The following is a 19,127-nucleotide window of genomic DNA, read 5'->3' on the forward strand; positions in this document are numbered from 1 at the left end:
GTATGATCTCATCTTTGAGAGGGGGGATGAAACAGGATTCTGTCATGATTTTTAAAAAAGAATAGGGGGAATTGTCTATGAAAGTTAGAAATAGAAAGTCCATTTTGGTCAGTTTACTGCTGATTTTTACATTAATCCTAGCTGCTTGTTCTGGTGGAAATAAAACATCTGGAGACAGTGAAAAGAAATCCACTGGTAAACCGGTACAAGGCGGAGATCTTGTCATCGGTTCAATTGCAGAGCCAACATTATTTAACTCTCTGTATTCTACAGATGTGGCAAGCTCTGATATTGAAGAAAGAATCTACAGCTTCTTACTTCAAACAGACGGAAAGCTGAACCCTCAGCTATCGCTGGCAGAGGATATTAAAGAATCGGATGACGGCAAGCAGTTTGATGTCACCATTAAAAAAGGTGTGAAGTTTCATGATGGTGAAGAACTGACTGCTGATGATGTTGTGTTTACATACAGCATTCCAATCAATAAGGACTACAATGGGGAGCGCGGATCAGGCTTTGAAGTATTAGAGTCTGTTAAAAAGACAGGGGACTACTCGATCGAATTCAAGCTCAATAAAAAAGATCCTTATTTTTATAATGTTACATTAGGAAGCTACGGCATTTTACCTAAGCATATTTTAGGTGATGTGCCTATAAAGGATCTCGGTGAAAACGAATTTAACCGAAAAAAACCAATCGGTTCTGGTCCATTTAAATTTGCAGAGTGGAAAGAAGGAGACTACGTCAAACTAGAAGCCTTTGACGATTATTGGGATGGACGTCCATACCTTGATACAGTCACGATTAAAACGATTCCTGACCAAAATGCAGCCATTGCTCAGCTGTCAGCAGGCGATATTGATTTCTTTGCTGTACCAGGAGCAGAGCTGCAAACAGCTGAAAAAGTCAGCAACATTAAAATTGAATCTGACCTAGGCCTGAATTATTCATACATTGGCTGGAACCAGAAAAATGAACTTTTTAAGAGTAAAAAGGTTCGCCAAGCGCTGACACATGCCATTGATCGTCAAACGATTGTTGACCAAGTGTTAGATGGAGACGGCAAAGTAGCTAACATTCCAGAAAGTCCGCTGTCCTGGAACTATCCAAAGGATGAAAGTGTTCCAGTATTTGAATTTGATCAAGAAAAAGCCAAAAAGATGCTGAAAGAAGAGGGATGGGAGGATACAGATGGAGACGGCTATCTTGATAAGGATGGCAAGAAATTCTCCTTTGTCATAAAGACCAACCAAGGAAATAAAGTTCGTGAAGATATCGCTGTCGTTGTCCAGCAGCAGCTCAAAGAAATTGGTGTGGAAGCGAAGCCGCAAATTGTGGAATTCAGTGCACTCATTGAGCAGACGACACCGCCTAAATGGGATTATGATGCACTGCTGCTCGGCTGGAGCCTTGCGACATTCCCTGATCAATTTAGCATCTTCCACTCAAGCCAGTCAGAAAAAGGCTTAAATAACATCTGGTATAAAAATAAAGAGGTCGATAAGCTGTTAGTCGATGCTAAAAAATTAAGCGATCGAAAAGATTATTCAAAGGCATATGAAAAAATTTATAAACTGATCGCAGAGGATCAGCCATATACGTTCCTTTACTATGCTAACTCACATCGCGCTATGCCATCTAATCTTCAAGGCTATTCTTACCACCCGAAAGATGAGTATTACAAAATCGAAAAATGGTGGCTTGAACAGTAGGCTGATAGTGAAGAGGGGGAGGATTCTCCCCTTTCATCGTGAGAACAATTCCTTGCATTTGGTGTCCGGTCTTTGCGTGGTGCTAATCGCGCTCTGCATCAGCACGAGAATTCAAGGGGGGTTATATCACGCTGAAAAGAAGACAAAGGGCTAAAATAACTTCATTTTAGCCTTTTTTTCACAGAATGGCGATCCGATGAAAAAGGAGTTGTGCATATGGTTACATATATCATTAGAAGGACATTGCTCTCTATTCCTATTTTATTAGGGATTACCATTTTGTCCTTTGCCATTATGAAAGCAGCACCAGGCGATCCGATGTCACTCATGATGGACCCTACCATTAGTGCGGCAGACCGGGAAGCATTTATTGATAAGTACGGCTTGAATGATCCGGAATATGTGCAATATATGAAATGGCTTGGCAATATGCTTCAAGGTGACTTTGGCACATCCATTGTCAAAAAGGGAACGCCCGTGGCTGATTTGATTTTTGCCCGGCTGCCAAATACCCTCATCCTCATGATTTTTTCTACATTAGTTGCCCTGCTGATCGCCATCCCATTTGGTGTTCTTTCAGCAAAACGTCCGTATACAAAGCTTGACTATGGGATTACGGTTACATCTTTTATCGGACTGGCTATTCCAAACTTTTGGTTAGGTCTCATCCTCATTATGGTTTTATCCGTGAACCTAGGGTGGTTCCCGACTGGCGGAGTCTCTACCTTGAATGCTGATTTTAATGTGTTTGATCGGCTCCATCACATTATTTTACCTGCCTTTGTTTTAGCAACGGCTGATATGGCAGGGCTGACCCGGTATACAAGGTCGAGTATGCTTGATGTCATGAGGCAGGATTACATTCGCACCGCAAGAGCGAAAGGCTTTAGAGAAAACAAAGTTATTTTTAAGCATGGTTTACGAAACGGTCTTATGCCTGTCATAACGATTTTCGGATTGATGATACCATCCTTTATTGGCGGCGCAGTCGTGGTGGAACAAATCTTCACCTGGCCTGGACTTGGAAAGCTGTTCATTGATTCTGCCTTTTCGAGAGATTATCCGGTCATTATGGCGATGACCGTTATTTCCGCAGTGCTCGTGGTGGTGGGAAATTTAATAGCGGATATTTTATATGCGATCGTTGATCCGCGTATTGAATATTAGAAGGGAGCTGAAGGACAATTGGCACAGCCTAATATGGGAACACCTCCTGTTGATATCAAATTAAAGGAGGGCCTTCCGCCAAAGCCAGAGACAATGCTGCGTTTATTTTGCGAGAAATTTTTCAAAAATAAATTGGCAGTTGCCGGCTCCGTGATCTTATTGGTCATTATTTTTTCTGCCATTTTTGCTCCAGTGATCGCTCCATATGCACCAGAGCATCAAGATTTATTGAAGCGGCTCCAGCCGCCAAGTGCTGAGCATTTTATGGGGACAGACAAGTTTGGCCGCGATATTTTCTCAAGGGTGCTATATGGCGCGCGCGTTTCTTTATTGGTCGGTTTCGTCTCGGTGGTTGGTGCAATCACTATTGGAACTGTCGTTGGCGCGGTCGCGGGGTATTTCAAAGGGTTTGTTGATTCCTTGTTAATGAGGTTTGTGGATGTCGTGTTGTCGATTCCAGATATTTTTCTATTGATCACGCTCGTCACCATTTTCAAACCGGGCATTGATAAATTGATTTTAATCTTTGCTCTGACTGGCTGGACAACAACCGCCAGGCTCATTCGCAGTGAATTCTTATCACTTCGAACTAGAGAATTCGTACTCGCGGCAAGAACCATTGGAACGAAAAATCATGTCATCATCTTTTCGCATATTTTACCGAACTGTATCGGTCCTATTATTGTGTCAGCTACATTAAAAGTAGGCTCTGTCATTTTAGCTGAATCAACGCTCAGCTACCTTGGCTTTGGTATTCAGCCACCAACGGCAAGCTGGGGCAACATGCTGCAAGATGCACAAAATTTCTCGATTATGGTGCAAGCGTGGTGGTACCCGCTTTTCCCAGGCTTACTCATTTTGCTGACTGTTTTATGCTTTAATTTTTTAGGAGATGGGCTGAGAGATGCGCTTGATCCTAAAAAGCTGAAGTAAGGTTTAAAGGGGCTCTGCGTGCGCTCTCCGTTTCCTGAATGAAATAAAGACACGAAGCCGTCATTCATCCAGCTTGAAGTTTTGATAAAGTTGGAATAATTTCTCTATCCCTTGCCCATACTGTGGACAACAGTTTTTATAAAGTGAGGGATTGGTTATGTTATTTCTTCATGACGTATGGGTGAATTGGTTTGAAGGGGAAGAAAATGGCTACAATGTGTGTCATTTTCATGAGTGGCGTAAGGAGGACAGCGTTGAGCTGTTAGATCAAGTGCCTTTACTTAAGGTGCAGAGTCCTTTGTTTGATTACATAGAGAATGATCTTTCAGAGCTGCCAAAGACGCTGCTAGAGTCTGTATTTGAGAAATCATATATTCGAAAAAATCATGAGCGCCGTAAATTAGAGTATTGTTTTGTAGTCACAGATGGCATACGAATCATTGCCGTGGATACGATTGGGTATTCCATTCCTGTGAGAAAAAGCCGCTTGATCCCAAGGCAGGAGCAATTGGTCTATGAAATGGTGAAAGATGTGAAAGCAGAAGAATATGAATTCTCTAAGGACAGTCTTGAATCGACGAAGGAGTACCACATTCTATCACTGCCGCCGCAGCATATCAGCGGATTAACGAGAAAAGAAAGACAGCTGAAGCAGCTGATGTTTATGGCGCTCGATCAATTAAAGGGGCTCCAAAACAGGGCGGAGATTGTGTATTGGTATACGGAATGGAACCCGCGCATGTACAACCAAATCAAACGAATGTCATTCGAAGAGATTTGGAACATGCTTTACAATGAAACGATTGATGGATGGTCAGAAAATCATTTAGCTTTCTGTGAAAAAATGATTAAAGGACAGCCATTTTTCGAAAAGCTTTGGGAAATGGAAAACGAATCAAAAGTAAATTAGAAAAAAGCTTGCAGCGGGTAGTGCTGCAAGCTTTTTTTATTTGCGTTTTCTGCCAAGACCCATCGCATTCTCCATTTTTTTCAGCATTTTGTTTGCTGCGCGGTTTGCTTTTTCAGCACCTTCGTCTAGAATACGGTCAAGCTCGTCTGATTCAATCAGTTCATAGTAACGATCTTGAATTGGTTTTAAAGCATCAACGACAACGTTCGCAAGATCTCCTTTAAACTCACCATATCCTTTGCCTTCGTACTTTTGCTCCAGCTCTGCAATCGATATGTTGCCTAATACAGAATAAATTGTCAGCAAGTTGGCAATTCCAGGCTTGTTCTCTTTGTCATACTTGACGATGCCTTCTGAATCCGTCACAGCACTTTTGATTTTCTTTTCAAGCTGCTTTGGTTCATCTAATAAGGTAATGAAGGATTTTTGGTTCGGATCGGATTTGCTCATTTTTTTCGTTGGATCTGTTAAAGACATTATCCGAGCGCCTTCTTTTGGAATTTTCACTTCAGGCACAGTGAAGATGTCATTGTATTTTCGGTTAAAGCGTTCAGCAAGCGTTCTAGTCAATTCAAGATGCTGCTTTTGGTCTTCTCCAACAGGGACTAAATCAGTACCATATAATAAGATATCGCCAGCCATTAATGGGGGATACGTTAATAGGCCTGAAACAACGGCTTCCTTACCAGCGGATTTGTCCTTAAATTGGGTCATTCTTTCTAATTCTCCAATATAAGCAACACATTGCAGCATCCATCCTGCCTGGGCGTGAGCAGGTACCTCTGATTGGATAAACAATGTTGCCTTCTCTGGATCAAGTCCAACGGCTAAATAAAGAGCTGCTAAGCTTCTAATATTTTGGCGGAGAGCTAATCGGTCCTGACTCACTGTAATCGCATGCTGATCTACGACACAAAAATAGCCATTATAGTCATGCTGCAAATCGACAAATTGCTTCATTGCTCCAATATAGTTCCCTAATGTGACAGAACCGCTCGGCTGAATGCCTGAAAAAATTGTCTTCTTTGTCATACTAAAACCTCTTTTCTTCAATATAAAAAGGCCCACCCATCACTTTTCAACAGAAAAGGGACGAATGAACCGTGGTACCACCCTTGTTATTTCACATAGAAATCACTCAAGACGTTGATAACGGAGACTGCTCCGTCTAAGCCTACTTACTTTTTTAGAAGTGTTCGGTTAGCTGCTCCAAAGCCCATTCCATACATGCCATTATCTGCTCACACCGGCCGCAGACTCTCTGTAAATGGGGAATATATGTACTCTTCTTTTTCACCGCAACAATATGTCTATCTATTATAAAGGATGTCCATGAAAAAGTCACGAAGCCATTATGTGACCTTCTCATCATGCCTATTGACACTTAAAATTTTAGATAAAATAACAAATATCTGTCAGAATTTTTTAAAAAAGGATGATTAATTATATGTATAAAACATTATTCCTGCTGAATTTGTTAAATTATTTTAATCAATTTACGCTTTAATTTGTTGAAGTGATTGAGACTTTAGTTTATAAAAATCCCTCTTTATCCCCATTTACGTTTTTAAAAAATATATGAAATTGATATTGCAATAAATTATTCTATTCATTATAATGAATTTGTTCACACGTTTGTGCTAGGCTCTTTACATAGTGAAAATTCAGAAAAAACAAAAGAAATAGAAAGTAAGCTATTCAGGGACTTTTTTACGCTATTTCTTAAATCTGAATCTCATCTTCTATCGAGACCTTTGAACTAAAAACATATTATAAGGGGGAATACAGTTGAAAAAGCGTTGGTCTGTTGTTACTTTAATGCTTATTTTCACACTTGTATTAAGCGCTTGTGGTTTCAGCGGAAACAAATCAGGCGACAGCACGAGCAGTTCTGGAGAGGCTAAAACAACATTAAATGTGAATATCTCCACTGAGCCTTTTTCTCTACATCCGGGATTGGCAAATGATTCAACTTCAGGTAGTGTCATCCGTCAGACTTTTGAAGGATTAACAAGAATTAACGCTGAAGGAAAGCCAGAAAATGCAATGGCTTCTGATATCAAAACAAGTGCTGATGGTAAAACATACACATTCACACTTCGTGATGCAAAATGGTCTAATGGTGACCCTGTTACAGCTAAAGATTTCGAATATGCTTGGAAATGGGCATTAGATCCTAAAAATGAATCTCAATATGCTTACCAGCTTTACTATATTAAAGGTGCTGAAGCAGCGAACAAAGGGAAAGCGAAAGTTGCTGATGTTGGCATTAAAGCTAAAGACGACAAAACGCTTGTAGTTGAGCTAGAGAACCCAACACCGTTCTTTACTGAACTAACTGCATTCTATACGTATATGCCAATCAACAAAAAAGTGGCTGAAAAGAATAAAAACTGGTACACAAATGCTGGTGAAAACTACGTATCTAACGGACCATTCGTTCTTTCTAAATGGAAACATGGCGGTTCTATCACGCTTGAAAAGAACAAAGAATACTGGGATAAAGATACTGTGAAATTGAAAAAAATCAACATGTCTATGATCAAAGATACAAACACTGAGCTTAGCATGTTCAAAAAAGGCGAGCTTGACTGGGCTGGTTCTCCAACTGGAAGCCTTCCAACTGAGTCTTTAAAAACATTGAAAAAAGAAGGCGGTCTGAAAATCCAAACGATCGCTGGTATCTATAACTACAAATTCAACACAAAAGTAAAACCTTTAAACAATGCAAATATCCGTAAGGCCCTGACATACTCAATCAACCGTCAAGCGATCGTTGACAAAATTACGCAAGGTGAGCAAGTGCCAGCAATGGCAATCGTTCCTCCAACAATGGAAGGATTCACTGATAACAAAACTGGCTACTTCAAAGATCACGATGTAGCAACTGCTAAAGAGCTTCTTGAAAAAGGTGTGAAAGAATTAGGTTATAAGTCTGTTTCTGATCTTCCAACATTGAAACTTTCTTACAACACTGATGAAGGCCACCAAAAGATTGCACAAGCAATTCAAGAAATGTGGAAAAAAGATTTAGGTGTGAAAGTTGAACTTGATAACTCTGAGTGGAACGTATACATCGACAAAATCCACAGTGGAGACTACCAAATCGGACGTATGGGCTGGTTAGGTGACTTCAACGATCCAGTGAACTTCCTTGAGCTTTACAAAGATAAAGACGGTGGAAACAACGACACTGGATGGGAAAGCAAAGAGTACAAACAATTGTTGAATGATTCTGCTAAAGAAACAGATAAAACAAAGCGTGAAGAAATGCTGAAAAAAGCAGAAGAAATCATCATCAACGATATGCCTGTAGCACCAATTTACTTCTACACTCAGCTTTGGGTACAAGATCCTAAACTAAAAGGTGTAGTTGTATCTGGACTAGGTGATGTTCAATACAAATGGGCACATTTCGAAAAGTAAGAGTCATAGTGTAAGAGATCTACGGCAAGGATCTTAAGGTATATGGAGGATGTCTCTCCATATACCTTTCTTGCTGATTAGAGAAATTGTTGTAAAATCATGGAGGTGCAATTCCGTTGCTTAAATATATCGGTAAGCGATTAATATATATTTTAATCACACTGTTTGTTATTGTAACTGCAACTTTCTTTCTCATGCAGGCAGCACCTGGTGGTCCATTCTCTGGAGAGAAGAAACTTCCTGCTGAAATTGAAGCAAACCTAAACGAGCACTACGGATTGGACAAGCCCTTATTTGTTCAATATGTAAGCTACTTAGGTTCAGTTGCAAAATTAGATTTTGGTCCCTCATTTAAATATAAAGGACAAACCGTAAATGACTTAATCAGTTCTGGATTCCCCGTTTCCTTTACCCTCGGAATTGAGGCAATTCTCCTCGCATTAGCATTTGGTGTATTGTTTGGGGTCCTTGCAGCGCTCTATCATAACAAGTGGCAAGACTATACGATTGCCATTTTAACGATCTTTGGAATCTCAGTTCCAAGTTTCATTTTAGCGGCGCTACTACAATATGTATTTGCATCTGAGGCAAGCATTATAGCGATCTTCCCAGTTGCAGGATGGGAGTCTTGGGCCAGCACCGTACTACCTTCTATTGCACTTTCCTTCATGCCAATGGCATTTATCGCTAGACTTGCACGGTCAAGTATGCTTGAAGTACTAAATAGTGACTACATTAGAACGGCTAGAGCGAAAGGATTAACAAAATCAGCTGTGACGATCAAACACGCCATCCGAAACGCATTGTTGCCTGTTATCACATACATGGGACCAATGGCTGCTTCAGTTTTAACAGGTAGTTTTGTCGTTGAGAAGATATTTGGTATTCCTGGATTAGGCTCTCACTTTGTCACAAGCATTACAAACCGTGATTACACCGTCATCATGGGTGTTACAGTCTTCTACAGTATTATTCTATTAGTCAGTATTCTAGTCGTTGACGTTCTCTACGGTATTATCGATCCTAGAATTAAACTGACGAAGGCGAAGAAAGGGGTCTAACACATGGAAGAGATGAGAAAAGATTTATTTGTGCCTGCGACAGCTGACGCAGCAGAATCTGAAAAAATTTCTAAACCTAGTCTATCTTTATGGAAGGATGCCATGCTTCGCTTCCGTGCCAATAAACTTGCAATGGTTGGACTCACAATCATTTTTATTATTGTGATGCTGGCCATCTTTGTTCCGATTTTTTCTAAATATGATTACTCTACAACCGATTTATTGAATGCTGACCAGCCGCCTTCAAAAGAGCACTGGTTTGGTACAGATGATTTAGGACGTGACATGTTTGTCCGTACATGGGTCGGGGCAAGAATTTCGATCTTCATCGGTCTTGCTGCAGCGCTCCTTGACGTAATCATCGGTATTATCTGGGGAAGTATTGCTGCATTCAAAGGCGGCCGTACAGATGAAGTGATGATGCGTATTGCAGACGTTTTATGGGCAATTCCAACACTATTAATGGTCATCTTAATGATGGTTGTTCTTCCTAAAGGATTATTAACGATTATTCTCGCCATGACAGTCGTAGGCTGGATTAACATGGCGCGTATTGTTCGGGGACAGGTTTTACAATTAAAGAGTCAAGAATACGTTCTTGCAGCACAAACATTAGGTGCGAAAACATCTAGACTTTTATTTAAACACTTAATTCCAAACTCAATGGGACCGATTCTTGTGACAATGACATTAACGATTCCTTCTGCTATTTTCACAGAGGCGTTCCTAAGCTATCTAGGGCTTGGTGTACCGGCTCCGTTAGCGAGCTGGGGAACAATGGCGTCTGACGGAATTCCAGCCATGACGTACTACCCTTGGAGATTATGGTTCCCAGCCGCATTTATCTGTATTACAATGTTTGGTTTTAACGTGGTTGGAGACGGACTAAGAGACGCTTTAGATCCGAAGTTGCGTAAATAAGGAGTGATTAGGATGGAACGTGAACGTATTCTAGAGGTGAAAGACCTTGCAATCTCATTTAAAACATATGGTGGAGAAGTTCAAGCCATTCGTGGTGTGAACTTCCACTTAAATAAAGGCGAGACACTTGCTATTGTAGGTGAATCTGGCTCTGGTAAAAGTGTGACATCACAAGCGATCATGAGACTAATTCCGATGCCGCCTGGTTATTTCAAGCGCGGACAGATCCTGTTTGATGGCCAGGATATTGTCAAGAAAACCGAGAAACAAATGCAAACCATTCGAGGAAAAGACATCTCAATGATCTTCCAAGATCCGATGACGTCTTTGAATCCAACGATGAAAGTCGGGAAGCAAATTACAGAAGTGCTGTTCAAGCATGAACAAATCTCAAAAGAAGCGGCTGAAAAAGAGCCATTGAACTATTGGAGCTTGTAGGAATTCCAATGCCTGAAAAAAGAATCAAACAATATCCGCACGAATTTAGTGGCGGGATGAGACAAAGGGTTGTCATCGCTATGGCGCTTGCAGCAGATCCAAAGCTGTTGATTGCTGATGAGCCGACGACTGCACTTGATGTAACAATTCAAGCACAAATTTTAGAATTAATGAAAGAAATTCAGAAAAAGGTTGACACTTCGATTATCTTTATTACGCATGATCTAGGTGTTGTGGCCAACGTCGCTGATCGTGTAGCTGTTATGTACGCAGGACAGATTGTGGAGACAGGGACTGTTGATGAAATTTTCTACAATCCAAAGCATCCGTATACATGGGGACTTTTAGCATCAATGCCGAGTCTTGACACTGATGGTGGAGAAGAAGGAAAGCTGACTGCCATTCCAGGAACACCACCAGATCTGACAAACCCGCCGAAAGGAGATGCATTTGCACTCCGCAGCGATTATGCAATGAAAATTGACTTCGAACAAGAACCGCCAATGTTCAAAGTATCAGATACGCATTATGTGAAATCATGGCTACTTCATCCGAATGCACCTAAAGTTGAACCGCCTGCTTCTGTAAAGGCGAGAATGCGTGAACTAGAAGGTAGCTACGAAAAACCTGTATTAGTAAAAGAGGGTGAATAGCATGGCAGAAAAACTGTTAGAAATCAAAAATTTGAAGCAGCATTTCCATACAGCAAGAGGAACTGTGAAAGCAGTTGATGGGGTTTCATTTGATATTTACAAAGGTGAAACGCTTGGTCTTGTAGGTGAGTCTGGTTGTGGTAAATCCACTACGGGTCGTTCAATCATTAGACTTTATGATGCGACAGATGGTGAAGTTCTTTATAAAGGGGAAAATGTACACGGGAAGAAATCAAGACAAAAAATGCTTGAATTCAACCGTCAAATGCAGATGATCTTCCAAGATCCATATGCTTCACTCAATCCTAGAATGACAGTGCTTGATATCATTGCAGAGGGCATCGACATTCATGGTCTTGCGAAAACAAAACAGGCGCGTAAAGAGCGTGTGTATCAATTACTTGAAACTGTTGGATTGAACAAAGAGCATGCGAACAGATACCCACATGAATTCTCAGGCGGTCAAAGACAGCGTATCGGAATTGCACGTGCATTAGCAGTAGAGCCTGATTTCATCATCGCCGATGAACCAATCTCTGCATTAGACGTGTCGATCCAAGCGCAGGTCGTCAACTTATTGAAAGAACTTCAAGAGGAAAAAGGTTTAACGTACTTATTCATTGCCCATGACCTGTCCATGGTAAAATACATCAGCGATCGTATCGGCGTGATGTATTTCGGAAAATTGGTTGAGCTGGCACCAGCGAATGAATTATACGAAAACCCGCTTCACCCATACACAAAATCATTATTGTCTGCGATTCCGCTTCCAGATCCTGATTATGAGCGTAACCGTAAACGAATCAAGTATGATCCATCTGTTCACAAAGGAACAAACACCGAGTTCCGTGAAGTGAAGCCAGGTCACTTTGTGAGCTGCACAGAGGAAGAATTCAAAGAGCTTCAGGCGAAACAATCATAAGAAGAGAGAAGCACTGCTAATGCAGTGCTTCTTTTTATTTGGGTCTAGTTTCATCTATATAGAAAGTGTCACTCATCAAAAAGAAATAAACTCACAATCATAGGTGAAGTGAAAATAAGTAGTTTAATTCAAAATAAGGAAAAATATGATACGCTTATGTTATGAAATTTCAAATTGTAAACTTTTTCGTTTGGGGGAGGACAATTGAAAAGAATAACATTATCAAATGGGGAAACAGTTGAAGTTGAGTGTCTTAGTTGTGCATTAACGAATGGATTAGTTGAACCAGAAGGTGGCGTGGTTATTGAAACAGAGTACTTTCACGCCCATCAAGATGTCGCTTATCCAATTAAAGGGTTAATAATTTTAGCTTCAAAAAGACACATCACATGTTTAGATGATTTAACTAATTCAGAAAGATTAGACTACATAGACGTTTTAGCAAGGATAAGAAAAGCACAAAGAACCGCTTTAGGGATAGAATATGTCTATTATTTTTACAACGAAGATACAACCCATCATTTTCATACTTGGATGGTGCCAAGATATGAATGGATGTATAACTTCGGACGTTCAGTTGAATCAGTCCGACCAGTATTACTTCATGCTAGAAATGAAATGAACACCAAAGAAAATATTGTAGAAGTTAAGGAAGCCATCACCATTCTTACCAAAGAATTAAACAAATAAAAGAAGGGGGGAAATAGGATGTTGAAATGGAAAACCTATCGTTATTCATTGCTTCATGTTCTCATTGTATTCATACTATTTTCAACGTCTTTTTTCAGGAAGCCAAACGGAGGAAAGTGGATGTTCGTGTTTATGGCGCTCATTGGGATTGTGTCTTTTTCAGTGGAATATATGCTTAACCGAAAGACAAGGGGGCAGAAGCAAGAAGCACGGCGTGTAAAATATCTTTATTTCATCATGTTGCAAATCACGATGACACTGATCTTGTTTGTCTGTATTCAACTCGTCATGAATTGTTCGTTATAAAACTTTTTTTACGTTAATTGAAAAAAAGTGAAACTACTGAAGACTTTGCTGCGTCTTACTAGTACAGGCGTTTAAATAGCAGGAAATCGGGAATATCTAAGGAAGTGGTTCTTAACTATAGCATAAGGAGCAGATCCATGAATTGGTATGAAAAGCTCAGTGAATACTTCCCGATAGAAGAAATGAAGTCAAAAGAGCATATGGAAGCTTTATTAAAGGAAAGAAGTGATATTTATCATAAGGAGGAAGGACCTCATCATGTGATGATGTACGCCGAATTTGATTCTTTCATCTTTATTGATTATTTATTTGTTTCCAAAGATGCAAGAGGTGAAGGCCTCGGATCAAAGCTGATCCATAAGCTGAAGGAAAAAAAGAAACCGATCTTGCTTGAAGTCGAGCCTGTAGATGAAGATGATGCAGATACTGCAAAACGCCTAAAGTTTTACCAAAGAGAGCACTTCAAGCATGCAGAATCAATCGGTTATAAACGCAGGTCACTTGCAACAAATGAAGTGAACCGCATGGAAATTCTTTATTGGTCGCCTCTTACAAATCATGAGGAAGAGATCATGGAAGCCATGAGGAAGACCTATGAACGAATCCATACGTATAAAGATGAAGAATGGTATGGACAATCGTATGAGGATGTTGATGATGTATTGAAGATCATTGAAAATAGAAAGCAAAAAAGTATTTTCGATCATCTGGACTAAATGAGAATGTTCTGACATCAAGCAGCACCACAAAATGAATGAAATTGTCTAGTTTTTGTCACAAAAATTGCAAGAAAATCTGTTCACACTTACTTTTTTATAGTATAATCACTATAAAGATTACTTATTTAGAACAATTTTAATTTAAGAATACAGATCAATATTCATTCTACAAATTGAGGAGTGAAGATTTATGGTAACATTATACACATCACCAAGCTGTACATCATGTAGAAAAGCAAGAGCGTGGTTAGAAGAGCACAATATCCCATATCAAGAGAGAAATATTTTTTCTGAGCCTCTTTCAATCGATGAAATCAAAGAAATTCTTCGAATGACAGAAGACGGTACAGACGAAATTATCTCAACACGTTCAAAAGTATTCCAAAAACTAAATGTCAATGTTGAGACAATGCCGCTTCAACAATTGTATAAACTAATCAATGAGCATCCAGGTCTTTTACGTCGCCCAATTATCTTGGATGAAAAAAGATTACAAGTTGGATACAATGAAGATGAAATTAGACGTTTCTTGCCAAGAACGGTTCGTACATTCCAACTAAGAGAAGCTCAGCGACTTGCTAACTAATAAAAACACGAAAAGCTGCCGATCATTTGGCAGCTTTTTTTATTTGTTTTCAGCCGTTTGCTCGTAAAAGAGGCTCGCTAATATGACCACTATGACGGTTAAAAACGGAAGCAACAATTCAAGCGTGGCATGCTGCGACATAAATTCAGTCAATTTCACATCACGCACAATCATTTCTCCGCCAGTAAAGGCCAAAAGCGCACTTCCTCCGTATAAAAGAAACGGAAATTTGGTCAAAGCTGCATGAATCAGCTTGCTTCCCCAAATAATAATCGGTACAGAAATCATGAGACCAAAAGCGGTCAGAAGCATGTTGCCTTTTGCCGCACCTGCAACTGCGATGACATTATCAAGTGACATAAAGAGGTCGGCAATCACAATGGTTTGCACCGCACGCCAAAGGGAGCCGCTGCTCTTAATCCGAATAGATTCCTTCTTTTGTTCAATTAACAGATTGTATCCTATATAAAGGAGAAAAAGACCGCCAATAAACTGCAAATAAGGGATAGTCAATAAATAAACGGCGGCACCAGTCATTGTAATTCTCATCAGCACGGCTAAAAGTGTGCCGATCCAAATGGCTTTATTGCGTTTATCATGTGATAAATTTCGACTGGCCATTGCAATGATGAGCGCATTATCTCCGCCTAAAATCAGGTCTATGCCAATAATCATCAGTAAGGATACGATCCACTCTGTTTCCATCCATTTCACCTCATGTCCCAAATAGAGCTCGTACAACCAATATATGAAGACAATTCAAATATATGTTTCTGCAAGTTTTCTCTGCAAAAAATGCGTTTTTATTTCTTTTATTCATGTTTTATCATAAAATAGACAGTACGAAGCAATACCTCAATTCTTTAAACGGTTAACATGTAGACGGAACGGGTAAAGTGTAGTAAAGTACTATTAATTGGGAGCTTGTATGTCCCTTCAACATCTTATATAGAAGGGAAGGTTGGCAAAATGGAAATCGAAAGAATAAATGAACATACAGTAAAATTTTATATTTCCTACGGTGATATTGAAGATCGCGGATTTGACCGTGAAGAGATTTGGTATAATCGTGAGCGCAGTGAAGAGCTGTTTTGGGAAGTAATGGACGAAGTGCACGAAGAAGAAGAATTTGCAGTAGAGGGACCGCTTTGGATTCAAGTACAGGCACTTGACAAAGGTCTTGAAATTGTCGTGACAAAAGCCCAACTTTCTAAAGATGGACAAAAGCTCGAATTGCCGATTCCAGAAGATAAAAAAGATCAAACAGATGAAGAAAGCTTAGACGCACTGCTTGATGATTTTCATAAAGAAGAGCAAGATCAAGAAGACCATAATGAGAAGGACAAAAAACTTCAACTTCAATTCGTGTTGAAAATGGATGATTTTGAAGATTTGATTGCACTTTCTCAATTAAATATGCAGGATTTTACCACAAGTTTATATTCGTTTGAAAACCGTTATTATCTATATGTTGACTTCCACGAGGATTTGTCAGATGAGCAAGTGGAGAATAAGCTCAGCATTTTGCTTGAATATGCTCATGAATCAGTTGTCAGCATCTACAGACTGAAAGAATACGGTCAGCTGATTATCGAAGGGAATGCCCTTGAAACGATTCAACAGCACTTCTCGTAACTAACAAAAAGTCGATTTCTATAGAGGAATCGGCTTTTTTATCTGAATGAATAGGTAAATAAAGAGATCGGCAAGGAGAAAATGAAATGAGAAATTTAGTCAAAGTTCTATTTTTTCTAATCATTACGATAGGTGCTTATTTAATTGTCCAATTGATTGCCGGTGATTTAGCGGTAAGTGTATTAAGTTCAGTCAGTGTTCTATTTACTTTATCGATTATTTTCATCGGATTTGTTATTTTCTTGGAGAATCGGAATCCGTCTCACACGATTACATGGCTTGTTCTGCTGGGCAGCTTTCCGTTATTCGGCTTTTTGTTCTACATTTTCTTTGGACGCAATATTAAAAAGCGCCGGCTGTTTGAAAAGAAGGCGGTATTGGACGAGAAGTTAATCCAGGAAGATGAAAGTATCCATAGAGAAGCGATTGAAAAAATGACGCATATGGGTGATCATCAGCAGCTCTTATTTAAGCTGGCTCACAGACTTGGACATACTCCTATTACATATCGCACGTCCTCTAAAGTCTTAACCAATGGTGAAGAAACATTCTCTCATATTTTTGAAGAGATCAAAAAAGCAACACATCACATTCATTTAGAATATTACATTCTCCGCCACGATGACCTTGGTCAAGAATTAAAGGACATTCTAATTGAAAAAGCGAAAAATGGCGTGATTGTCCGCTTTTTATATGACGATGTAGGAAGCTTAAAGCTTTCTCGTCAATATATTGCTGACCTAGAAAAGGCTGGCGTTCAGATCGTTCCATTTTTACCAGTAAGGCTCCCCCTTTTAAATAATAAAATTAACTTCCGAAATCATAGGAAAATTGTTGTCATTGATGGAGAAGTGGGATTTGTCGGCGGGCTTAATATCGGAGACGAATACATGGGCAGAAGTAGACAATATGGATTCTGGCGTGATACACATCTGATGATTAAGGGCGAAGCAGTTCGTGACCTCCAGCAGATTTTCATGCAGGATTGGTATTATATGACGAATGAAAGATGCTCAGGTGTGGACTATTTCAAAGATTTCAGCCACATTGAGAGTACAACAGAAGGCGTACAAATGATTGCTGGCGGGCCTGACAAGCAGTGGGAGGTCATTAAAAATCTCTTTTTCTCTATGATCATCTCCGCTAAAAAGTCCATCTGGATCGCTTCACCGTATTTTGTCCCGGATGATGATATTCTGTCCGCATTGAAAATTGCCGCATTGAGCGGAGTAGATGTCCGGATTATTGCTCCAAAGAATCCAGATAAACGGATTGTGTTCCATGCGTCTCGTTCATACTTCCCAGAGCTTCTTGATGCAGGGGCGAAGGTGTACGAGTATGATCAAGGCTTTATGCATAGTAAATTTATTATTGTGGATAATGAACTGGCTTCAATTGGAACAGCAAACATGGATATGAGAAGCTTTCATTTGAACTTTGAAGTGAATGCCTTCCTCTATAAAACGAAAAGCACAGAGAAGCTTGTCAACGATTTCTTAGGTGATTTAGAGCAGTCACATGAAATTGTGTCAGAAGAGTTCGCAAAGAGACCTTTGAGGGTCAGACTGTTTGAATCAACTGCAAGATTATTATCACCACTTTTATAAAGATTGTATTTTCCCTCTTTTCTATAAGGGGGATTTTTTATTTTACGGAAATTATGATCAGTAAAATCATTTTTTGACACGGTGAAAATTCATTTTCCCTTTTCGCTTTCTTATAGACGAACAAGCTATAATACGGGCATCAAAGAGCGAGGGGCGAACTGAATGAATACAGCAATGATGGATAACGGTAAGCTTATCCGAATTACACATCATCTATCGAAAAGCCGGCTGGAGCATGTAAGAACGACGTGCAAATTTTATTGTCCTGAATGTAGGGAAGAGGTGCAATTAAAGCTAGGGGAGCATCGTGTCTATCATTTTGCGCATAAACAGCTGACAGCATGTTCGTTAGCCTCAGGCGAGACGGCTTATCATCAGGCGGGAAAGGAAGCCATTATGAATTGGCTGAAGCGGCTTGGACATAAACCAGCGCTGGAAAAGTATATGTCAAAGGTTCATCAGCGTCCTGATGTGACCGTCTCTATAGGAAATGAAACCTATGCAATCGAATTTCAATGTGCTAATATTTCCCAGAAGGAGCTGCGCAGAAGAACAGCAGGTCTCCGTGAAGCAGGTCTCTTTCCAATATGGATGATAGGGGCAAATCGTTTGAAACGAAAATCTGCCCAGCTTTTTTCTTTCTCATCCATTCATTGGGGATTTTTAAGGGAATCAGAGAAAAGGCGGTTGATTTTTTTCTGCCCGCTTCAAAATAAGTTCATCCATCTTGATCAATTTCTCGTGTTTCAACCAACGAAAATATGTGCGGCAATGACTGTCAGACCACCTTCCGCATACAGCAAAATTCCTTCACTCCTATCTGCGAGCTCAAGCAAGTGTCAAGTAAACCAACAATGGCTTAAATGTATACAGCAATTTAGGCAGCGTCCTCCTCGCATTTTATCAAATGAAAGCAAACGTTTGAGAGATATTTTTTATGAGCATCATCAAACGGCATTCCCTTTTTTGCCGACTGCATTATTTATCCCGGTGCAAGAAGCGTATATCTTTACAAGTCCCGTATATGTTTGGCAAGGTTGCCTCTATGATTGGATGATGAGGAAAAAGGGAAGCAGGCGAGTAACGATTCAACAGCTCATGAAAGAAATCAACCGTTGTGTTCAGATGAAAGAAGTGAAACTCCGATATAGTGATGTGTCAAGAGAAGAAATAAAAGGGGTGGTCACTGCATATGTAAAGGCGCTTGTAAGACAAGGGTTTTTACATATGACGAAAGAGGGTAATTATGAAGTATCGTCGAATCAAATGCCAATACAAACACTTGATGAAGTGCTAAAACGAGATGCTTTCTTATTTCATTAGCATGTTTCATGACCACTTTGATCATGATAAGAAAAAGGTGGTGCTGCTATTGAATCGAAAGAAACGCTTTTTTCTCATTTTTTTAGTCTGTTTGGTATTTATTTCTGCATATGATTTG

17 protein-coding genes, 1 pseudogene and 1 other annotated feature are annotated in these 19,127 nt (G+C 39.8%); of the genes and pseudogenes, 16 read left to right on the forward strand and 2 right to left on the reverse strand.

The window, feature by feature from the left end:
- The first annotated feature begins 77 nt into the window (after nucleotides 1-77).
- From AMR95_RS16040 to AMR95_RS16055, 4 genes are all read left to right on the forward strand, one after another.
- On the forward strand, nucleotides 78-1,712 hold the full coding sequence (locus AMR95_RS16040; protein ID WP_039177804.1) for a peptide-binding protein: 1,635 nt from the start codon (nucleotides 78-80) through the stop codon (nucleotides 1,710-1,712).
- 216 nt (nucleotides 1,713-1,928) lie between these two features.
- Nucleotides 1,929-2,879 carry an ABC transporter permease gene (locus AMR95_RS16045; protein ID WP_058838843.1) on the forward strand — a complete coding sequence of 317 codons (951 nt, stop codon included), beginning with the start codon at nucleotides 1,929-1,931 and terminating at the stop codon, nucleotides 2,877-2,879.
- Between the two features lie 33 nt (nucleotides 2,880-2,912).
- A complete protein-coding gene (gene opp4C, locus AMR95_RS16050) occupies nucleotides 2,913-3,812 on the forward strand; it encodes an oligopeptide ABC transporter permease (protein ID WP_080772319.1) in 900 nt (299 codons plus the stop codon).
- 157 nt (nucleotides 3,813-3,969) lie between these two features.
- A complete protein-coding gene (locus tag AMR95_RS16055) occupies nucleotides 3,970-4,722 on the forward strand; it encodes a YjbA family protein (RefSeq protein ID WP_041089828.1) in 753 nt (250 codons plus the stop codon).
- Nucleotides 4,723-4,758: 36 nt separating this feature from the next.
- Here the strand turns inward: AMR95_RS16055 and trpS are convergent, their stop codons facing one another.
- The gene (gene trpS / locus AMR95_RS16060) at nucleotides 4,759-5,754 is read right to left on the reverse strand and encodes a tryptophan--tRNA ligase (RefSeq protein WP_024425046.1); all 996 of its coding nucleotides are present in this window, start codon (nucleotides 5,752-5,754) and stop codon (nucleotides 4,759-4,761) included.
- 53 nt (nucleotides 5,755-5,807) lie between these two features.
- Nucleotides 5,808-6,028, reverse strand: a binding site (T-box leader).
- Nucleotides 6,029-6,510: 482 nt separating this feature from the next.
- Between trpS and AMR95_RS16065 the strand changes: the two genes are divergently transcribed.
- The 9 genes and pseudogenes from AMR95_RS16065 to spxA all read left to right on the forward strand — a co-directional run bounded on the left by AMR95_RS16065 (nucleotide 6,511) and on the right by spxA (nucleotide 14,444).
- Nucleotides 6,511-8,148: a peptide ABC transporter substrate-binding protein gene (locus AMR95_RS16065; protein WP_058838844.1), complete on the forward strand. Its 1,638-nt coding sequence runs from the start codon at nucleotides 6,511-6,513 to the stop codon at nucleotides 8,146-8,148.
- A 116-nt stretch (nucleotides 8,149-8,264) separates the two neighbouring features.
- A complete protein-coding gene (locus AMR95_RS16070; RefSeq protein WP_047201795.1) occupies nucleotides 8,265-9,209 on the forward strand; it encodes an ABC transporter permease in 945 nt (314 codons plus the stop codon).
- Nucleotides 9,210-9,212: 3 nt separating this feature from the next.
- Nucleotides 9,213-10,130, forward strand: coding sequence for an ABC transporter permease (locus AMR95_RS16075; RefSeq protein ID WP_048238483.1), 918 nt, complete (start codon nucleotides 9,213-9,215; stop codon nucleotides 10,128-10,130).
- A gap of 12 nt (nucleotides 10,131-10,142) precedes the next feature.
- A pseudogene (locus AMR95_RS16080) lies at nucleotides 10,143-11,221 on the forward strand (ABC transporter ATP-binding protein).
- 1 nt (nucleotide 11,222) lies between these two features.
- The gene (locus AMR95_RS16085) at nucleotides 11,223-12,143 is read left to right on the forward strand and encodes an ABC transporter ATP-binding protein (protein WP_024425041.1); all 921 of its coding nucleotides are present in this window, start codon (nucleotides 11,223-11,225) and stop codon (nucleotides 12,141-12,143) included.
- 204 nt (nucleotides 12,144-12,347) lie between these two features.
- On the forward strand, nucleotides 12,348-12,833 hold the full coding sequence (locus AMR95_RS16090) for an HIT family protein (RefSeq protein ID WP_041089836.1): 486 nt from the start codon (nucleotides 12,348-12,350) through the stop codon (nucleotides 12,831-12,833).
- Between the two features lie 18 nt (nucleotides 12,834-12,851).
- The gene (locus AMR95_RS16095; RefSeq protein ID WP_058838845.1) at nucleotides 12,852-13,139 is read left to right on the forward strand and encodes a hypothetical protein; all 288 of its coding nucleotides are present in this window, start codon (nucleotides 12,852-12,854) and stop codon (nucleotides 13,137-13,139) included.
- Nucleotides 13,140-13,276: 137 nt separating this feature from the next.
- Entirely contained in the window at nucleotides 13,277-13,855 is a 579-nt protein-coding gene (locus tag AMR95_RS16100; protein WP_058838846.1) for a GNAT family N-acetyltransferase, read from the forward strand.
- A 193-nt stretch (nucleotides 13,856-14,048) separates the two neighbouring features.
- Nucleotides 14,049-14,444 carry a transcriptional regulator SpxA gene (spxA, locus tag AMR95_RS16105; RefSeq protein ID WP_003211421.1) on the forward strand — a complete coding sequence of 132 codons (396 nt, stop codon included), beginning with the start codon at nucleotides 14,049-14,051 and terminating at the stop codon, nucleotides 14,442-14,444.
- A gap of 39 nt (nucleotides 14,445-14,483) precedes the next feature.
- Here spxA and AMR95_RS16110 read toward each other — a convergent pair whose 3' ends face one another.
- Complete coding sequence (locus AMR95_RS16110) at nucleotides 14,484-15,149, reverse strand: TerC family protein (RefSeq protein WP_058838847.1); 666 nt, start codon at nucleotides 15,147-15,149, stop codon at nucleotides 14,484-14,486.
- A gap of 264 nt (nucleotides 15,150-15,413) precedes the next feature.
- Here AMR95_RS16110 and mecA point away from each other — a divergent pair, with 264 nt between their 5' ends.
- The 3 genes from mecA to AMR95_RS16125 all read left to right on the forward strand — a co-directional run bounded on the left by mecA (nucleotide 15,414) and on the right by AMR95_RS16125 (nucleotide 19,009).
- Nucleotides 15,414-16,079 carry an adaptor protein MecA gene (gene mecA / locus AMR95_RS16115; RefSeq protein ID WP_024425038.1) on the forward strand — a complete coding sequence of 222 codons (666 nt, stop codon included), beginning with the start codon at nucleotides 15,414-15,416 and terminating at the stop codon, nucleotides 16,077-16,079.
- A gap of 86 nt (nucleotides 16,080-16,165) precedes the next feature.
- The gene (gene cls / locus AMR95_RS16120) at nucleotides 16,166-17,686 is read left to right on the forward strand and encodes a cardiolipin synthase (RefSeq protein WP_058838848.1); all 1,521 of its coding nucleotides are present in this window, start codon (nucleotides 16,166-16,168) and stop codon (nucleotides 17,684-17,686) included.
- 162 nt (nucleotides 17,687-17,848) lie between these two features.
- On the forward strand, nucleotides 17,849-19,009 hold the full coding sequence (locus AMR95_RS16125) for a competence protein CoiA (RefSeq protein ID WP_058838849.1): 1,161 nt from the start codon (nucleotides 17,849-17,851) through the stop codon (nucleotides 19,007-19,009).
- Nucleotides 19,010-19,127 lie beyond the last annotated feature (118 nt).

Source organism: Bacillus sp. G1(2015b), assembly GCF_001482475.1.
In the GTDB taxonomy this organism is placed as follows: domain Bacteria; phylum Bacillota; class Bacilli; order Bacillales; family Bacillaceae; genus Bacillus; species Bacillus safensis.

Coding starts and splice junctions, on each gene's coding strand:
- mecA (WP_024425038.1), top strand. CDS start 15,414: ATGGAAATCGAAAGAATAAATGAACATACAGTAAAATTTTATATTTCC.
- cls (WP_058838848.1), top strand. CDS start 16,166: ATGAGAAATTTAGTCAAAGTTCTATTTTTTCTAATCATTACGATAGGT.
- AMR95_RS16040 (WP_039177804.1), top strand. CDS start 78: ATGAAAGTTAGAAATAGAAAGTCCATTTTGGTCAGTTTACTGCTGATT.
- AMR95_RS16085 (WP_024425041.1), top strand. CDS start 11,223: ATGGCAGAAAAACTGTTAGAAATCAAAAATTTGAAGCAGCATTTCCAT.
- AMR95_RS16075 (WP_048238483.1), top strand. CDS start 9,213: ATGGAAGAGATGAGAAAAGATTTATTTGTGCCTGCGACAGCTGACGCA.
- AMR95_RS16095 (WP_058838845.1), top strand. CDS start 12,852: ATGTTGAAATGGAAAACCTATCGTTATTCATTGCTTCATGTTCTCATT.
- AMR95_RS16055 (WP_041089828.1), top strand. CDS start 3,970: ATGTTATTTCTTCATGACGTATGGGTGAATTGGTTTGAAGGGGAAGAA.
- AMR95_RS16100 (WP_058838846.1), top strand. CDS start 13,277: ATGAATTGGTATGAAAAGCTCAGTGAATACTTCCCGATAGAAGAAATG.
- opp4C (WP_080772319.1), top strand. CDS start 2,913: ATGGGAACACCTCCTGTTGATATCAAATTAAAGGAGGGCCTTCCGCCA.
- trpS (WP_024425046.1), bottom strand. CDS start 5,754: ATGACAAAGAAGACAATTTTTTCAGGCATTCAGCCGAGCGGTTCTGTC.
- AMR95_RS16045 (WP_058838843.1), top strand. CDS start 1,929: ATGGTTACATATATCATTAGAAGGACATTGCTCTCTATTCCTATTTTA.
- spxA (WP_003211421.1), top strand. CDS start 14,049: ATGGTAACATTATACACATCACCAAGCTGTACATCATGTAGAAAAGCA.
- AMR95_RS16125 (WP_058838849.1), top strand. CDS start 17,849: ATGAATACAGCAATGATGGATAACGGTAAGCTTATCCGAATTACACAT.
- AMR95_RS16110 (WP_058838847.1), bottom strand. CDS start 15,149: ATGGAAACAGAGTGGATCGTATCCTTACTGATGATTATTGGCATAGAC.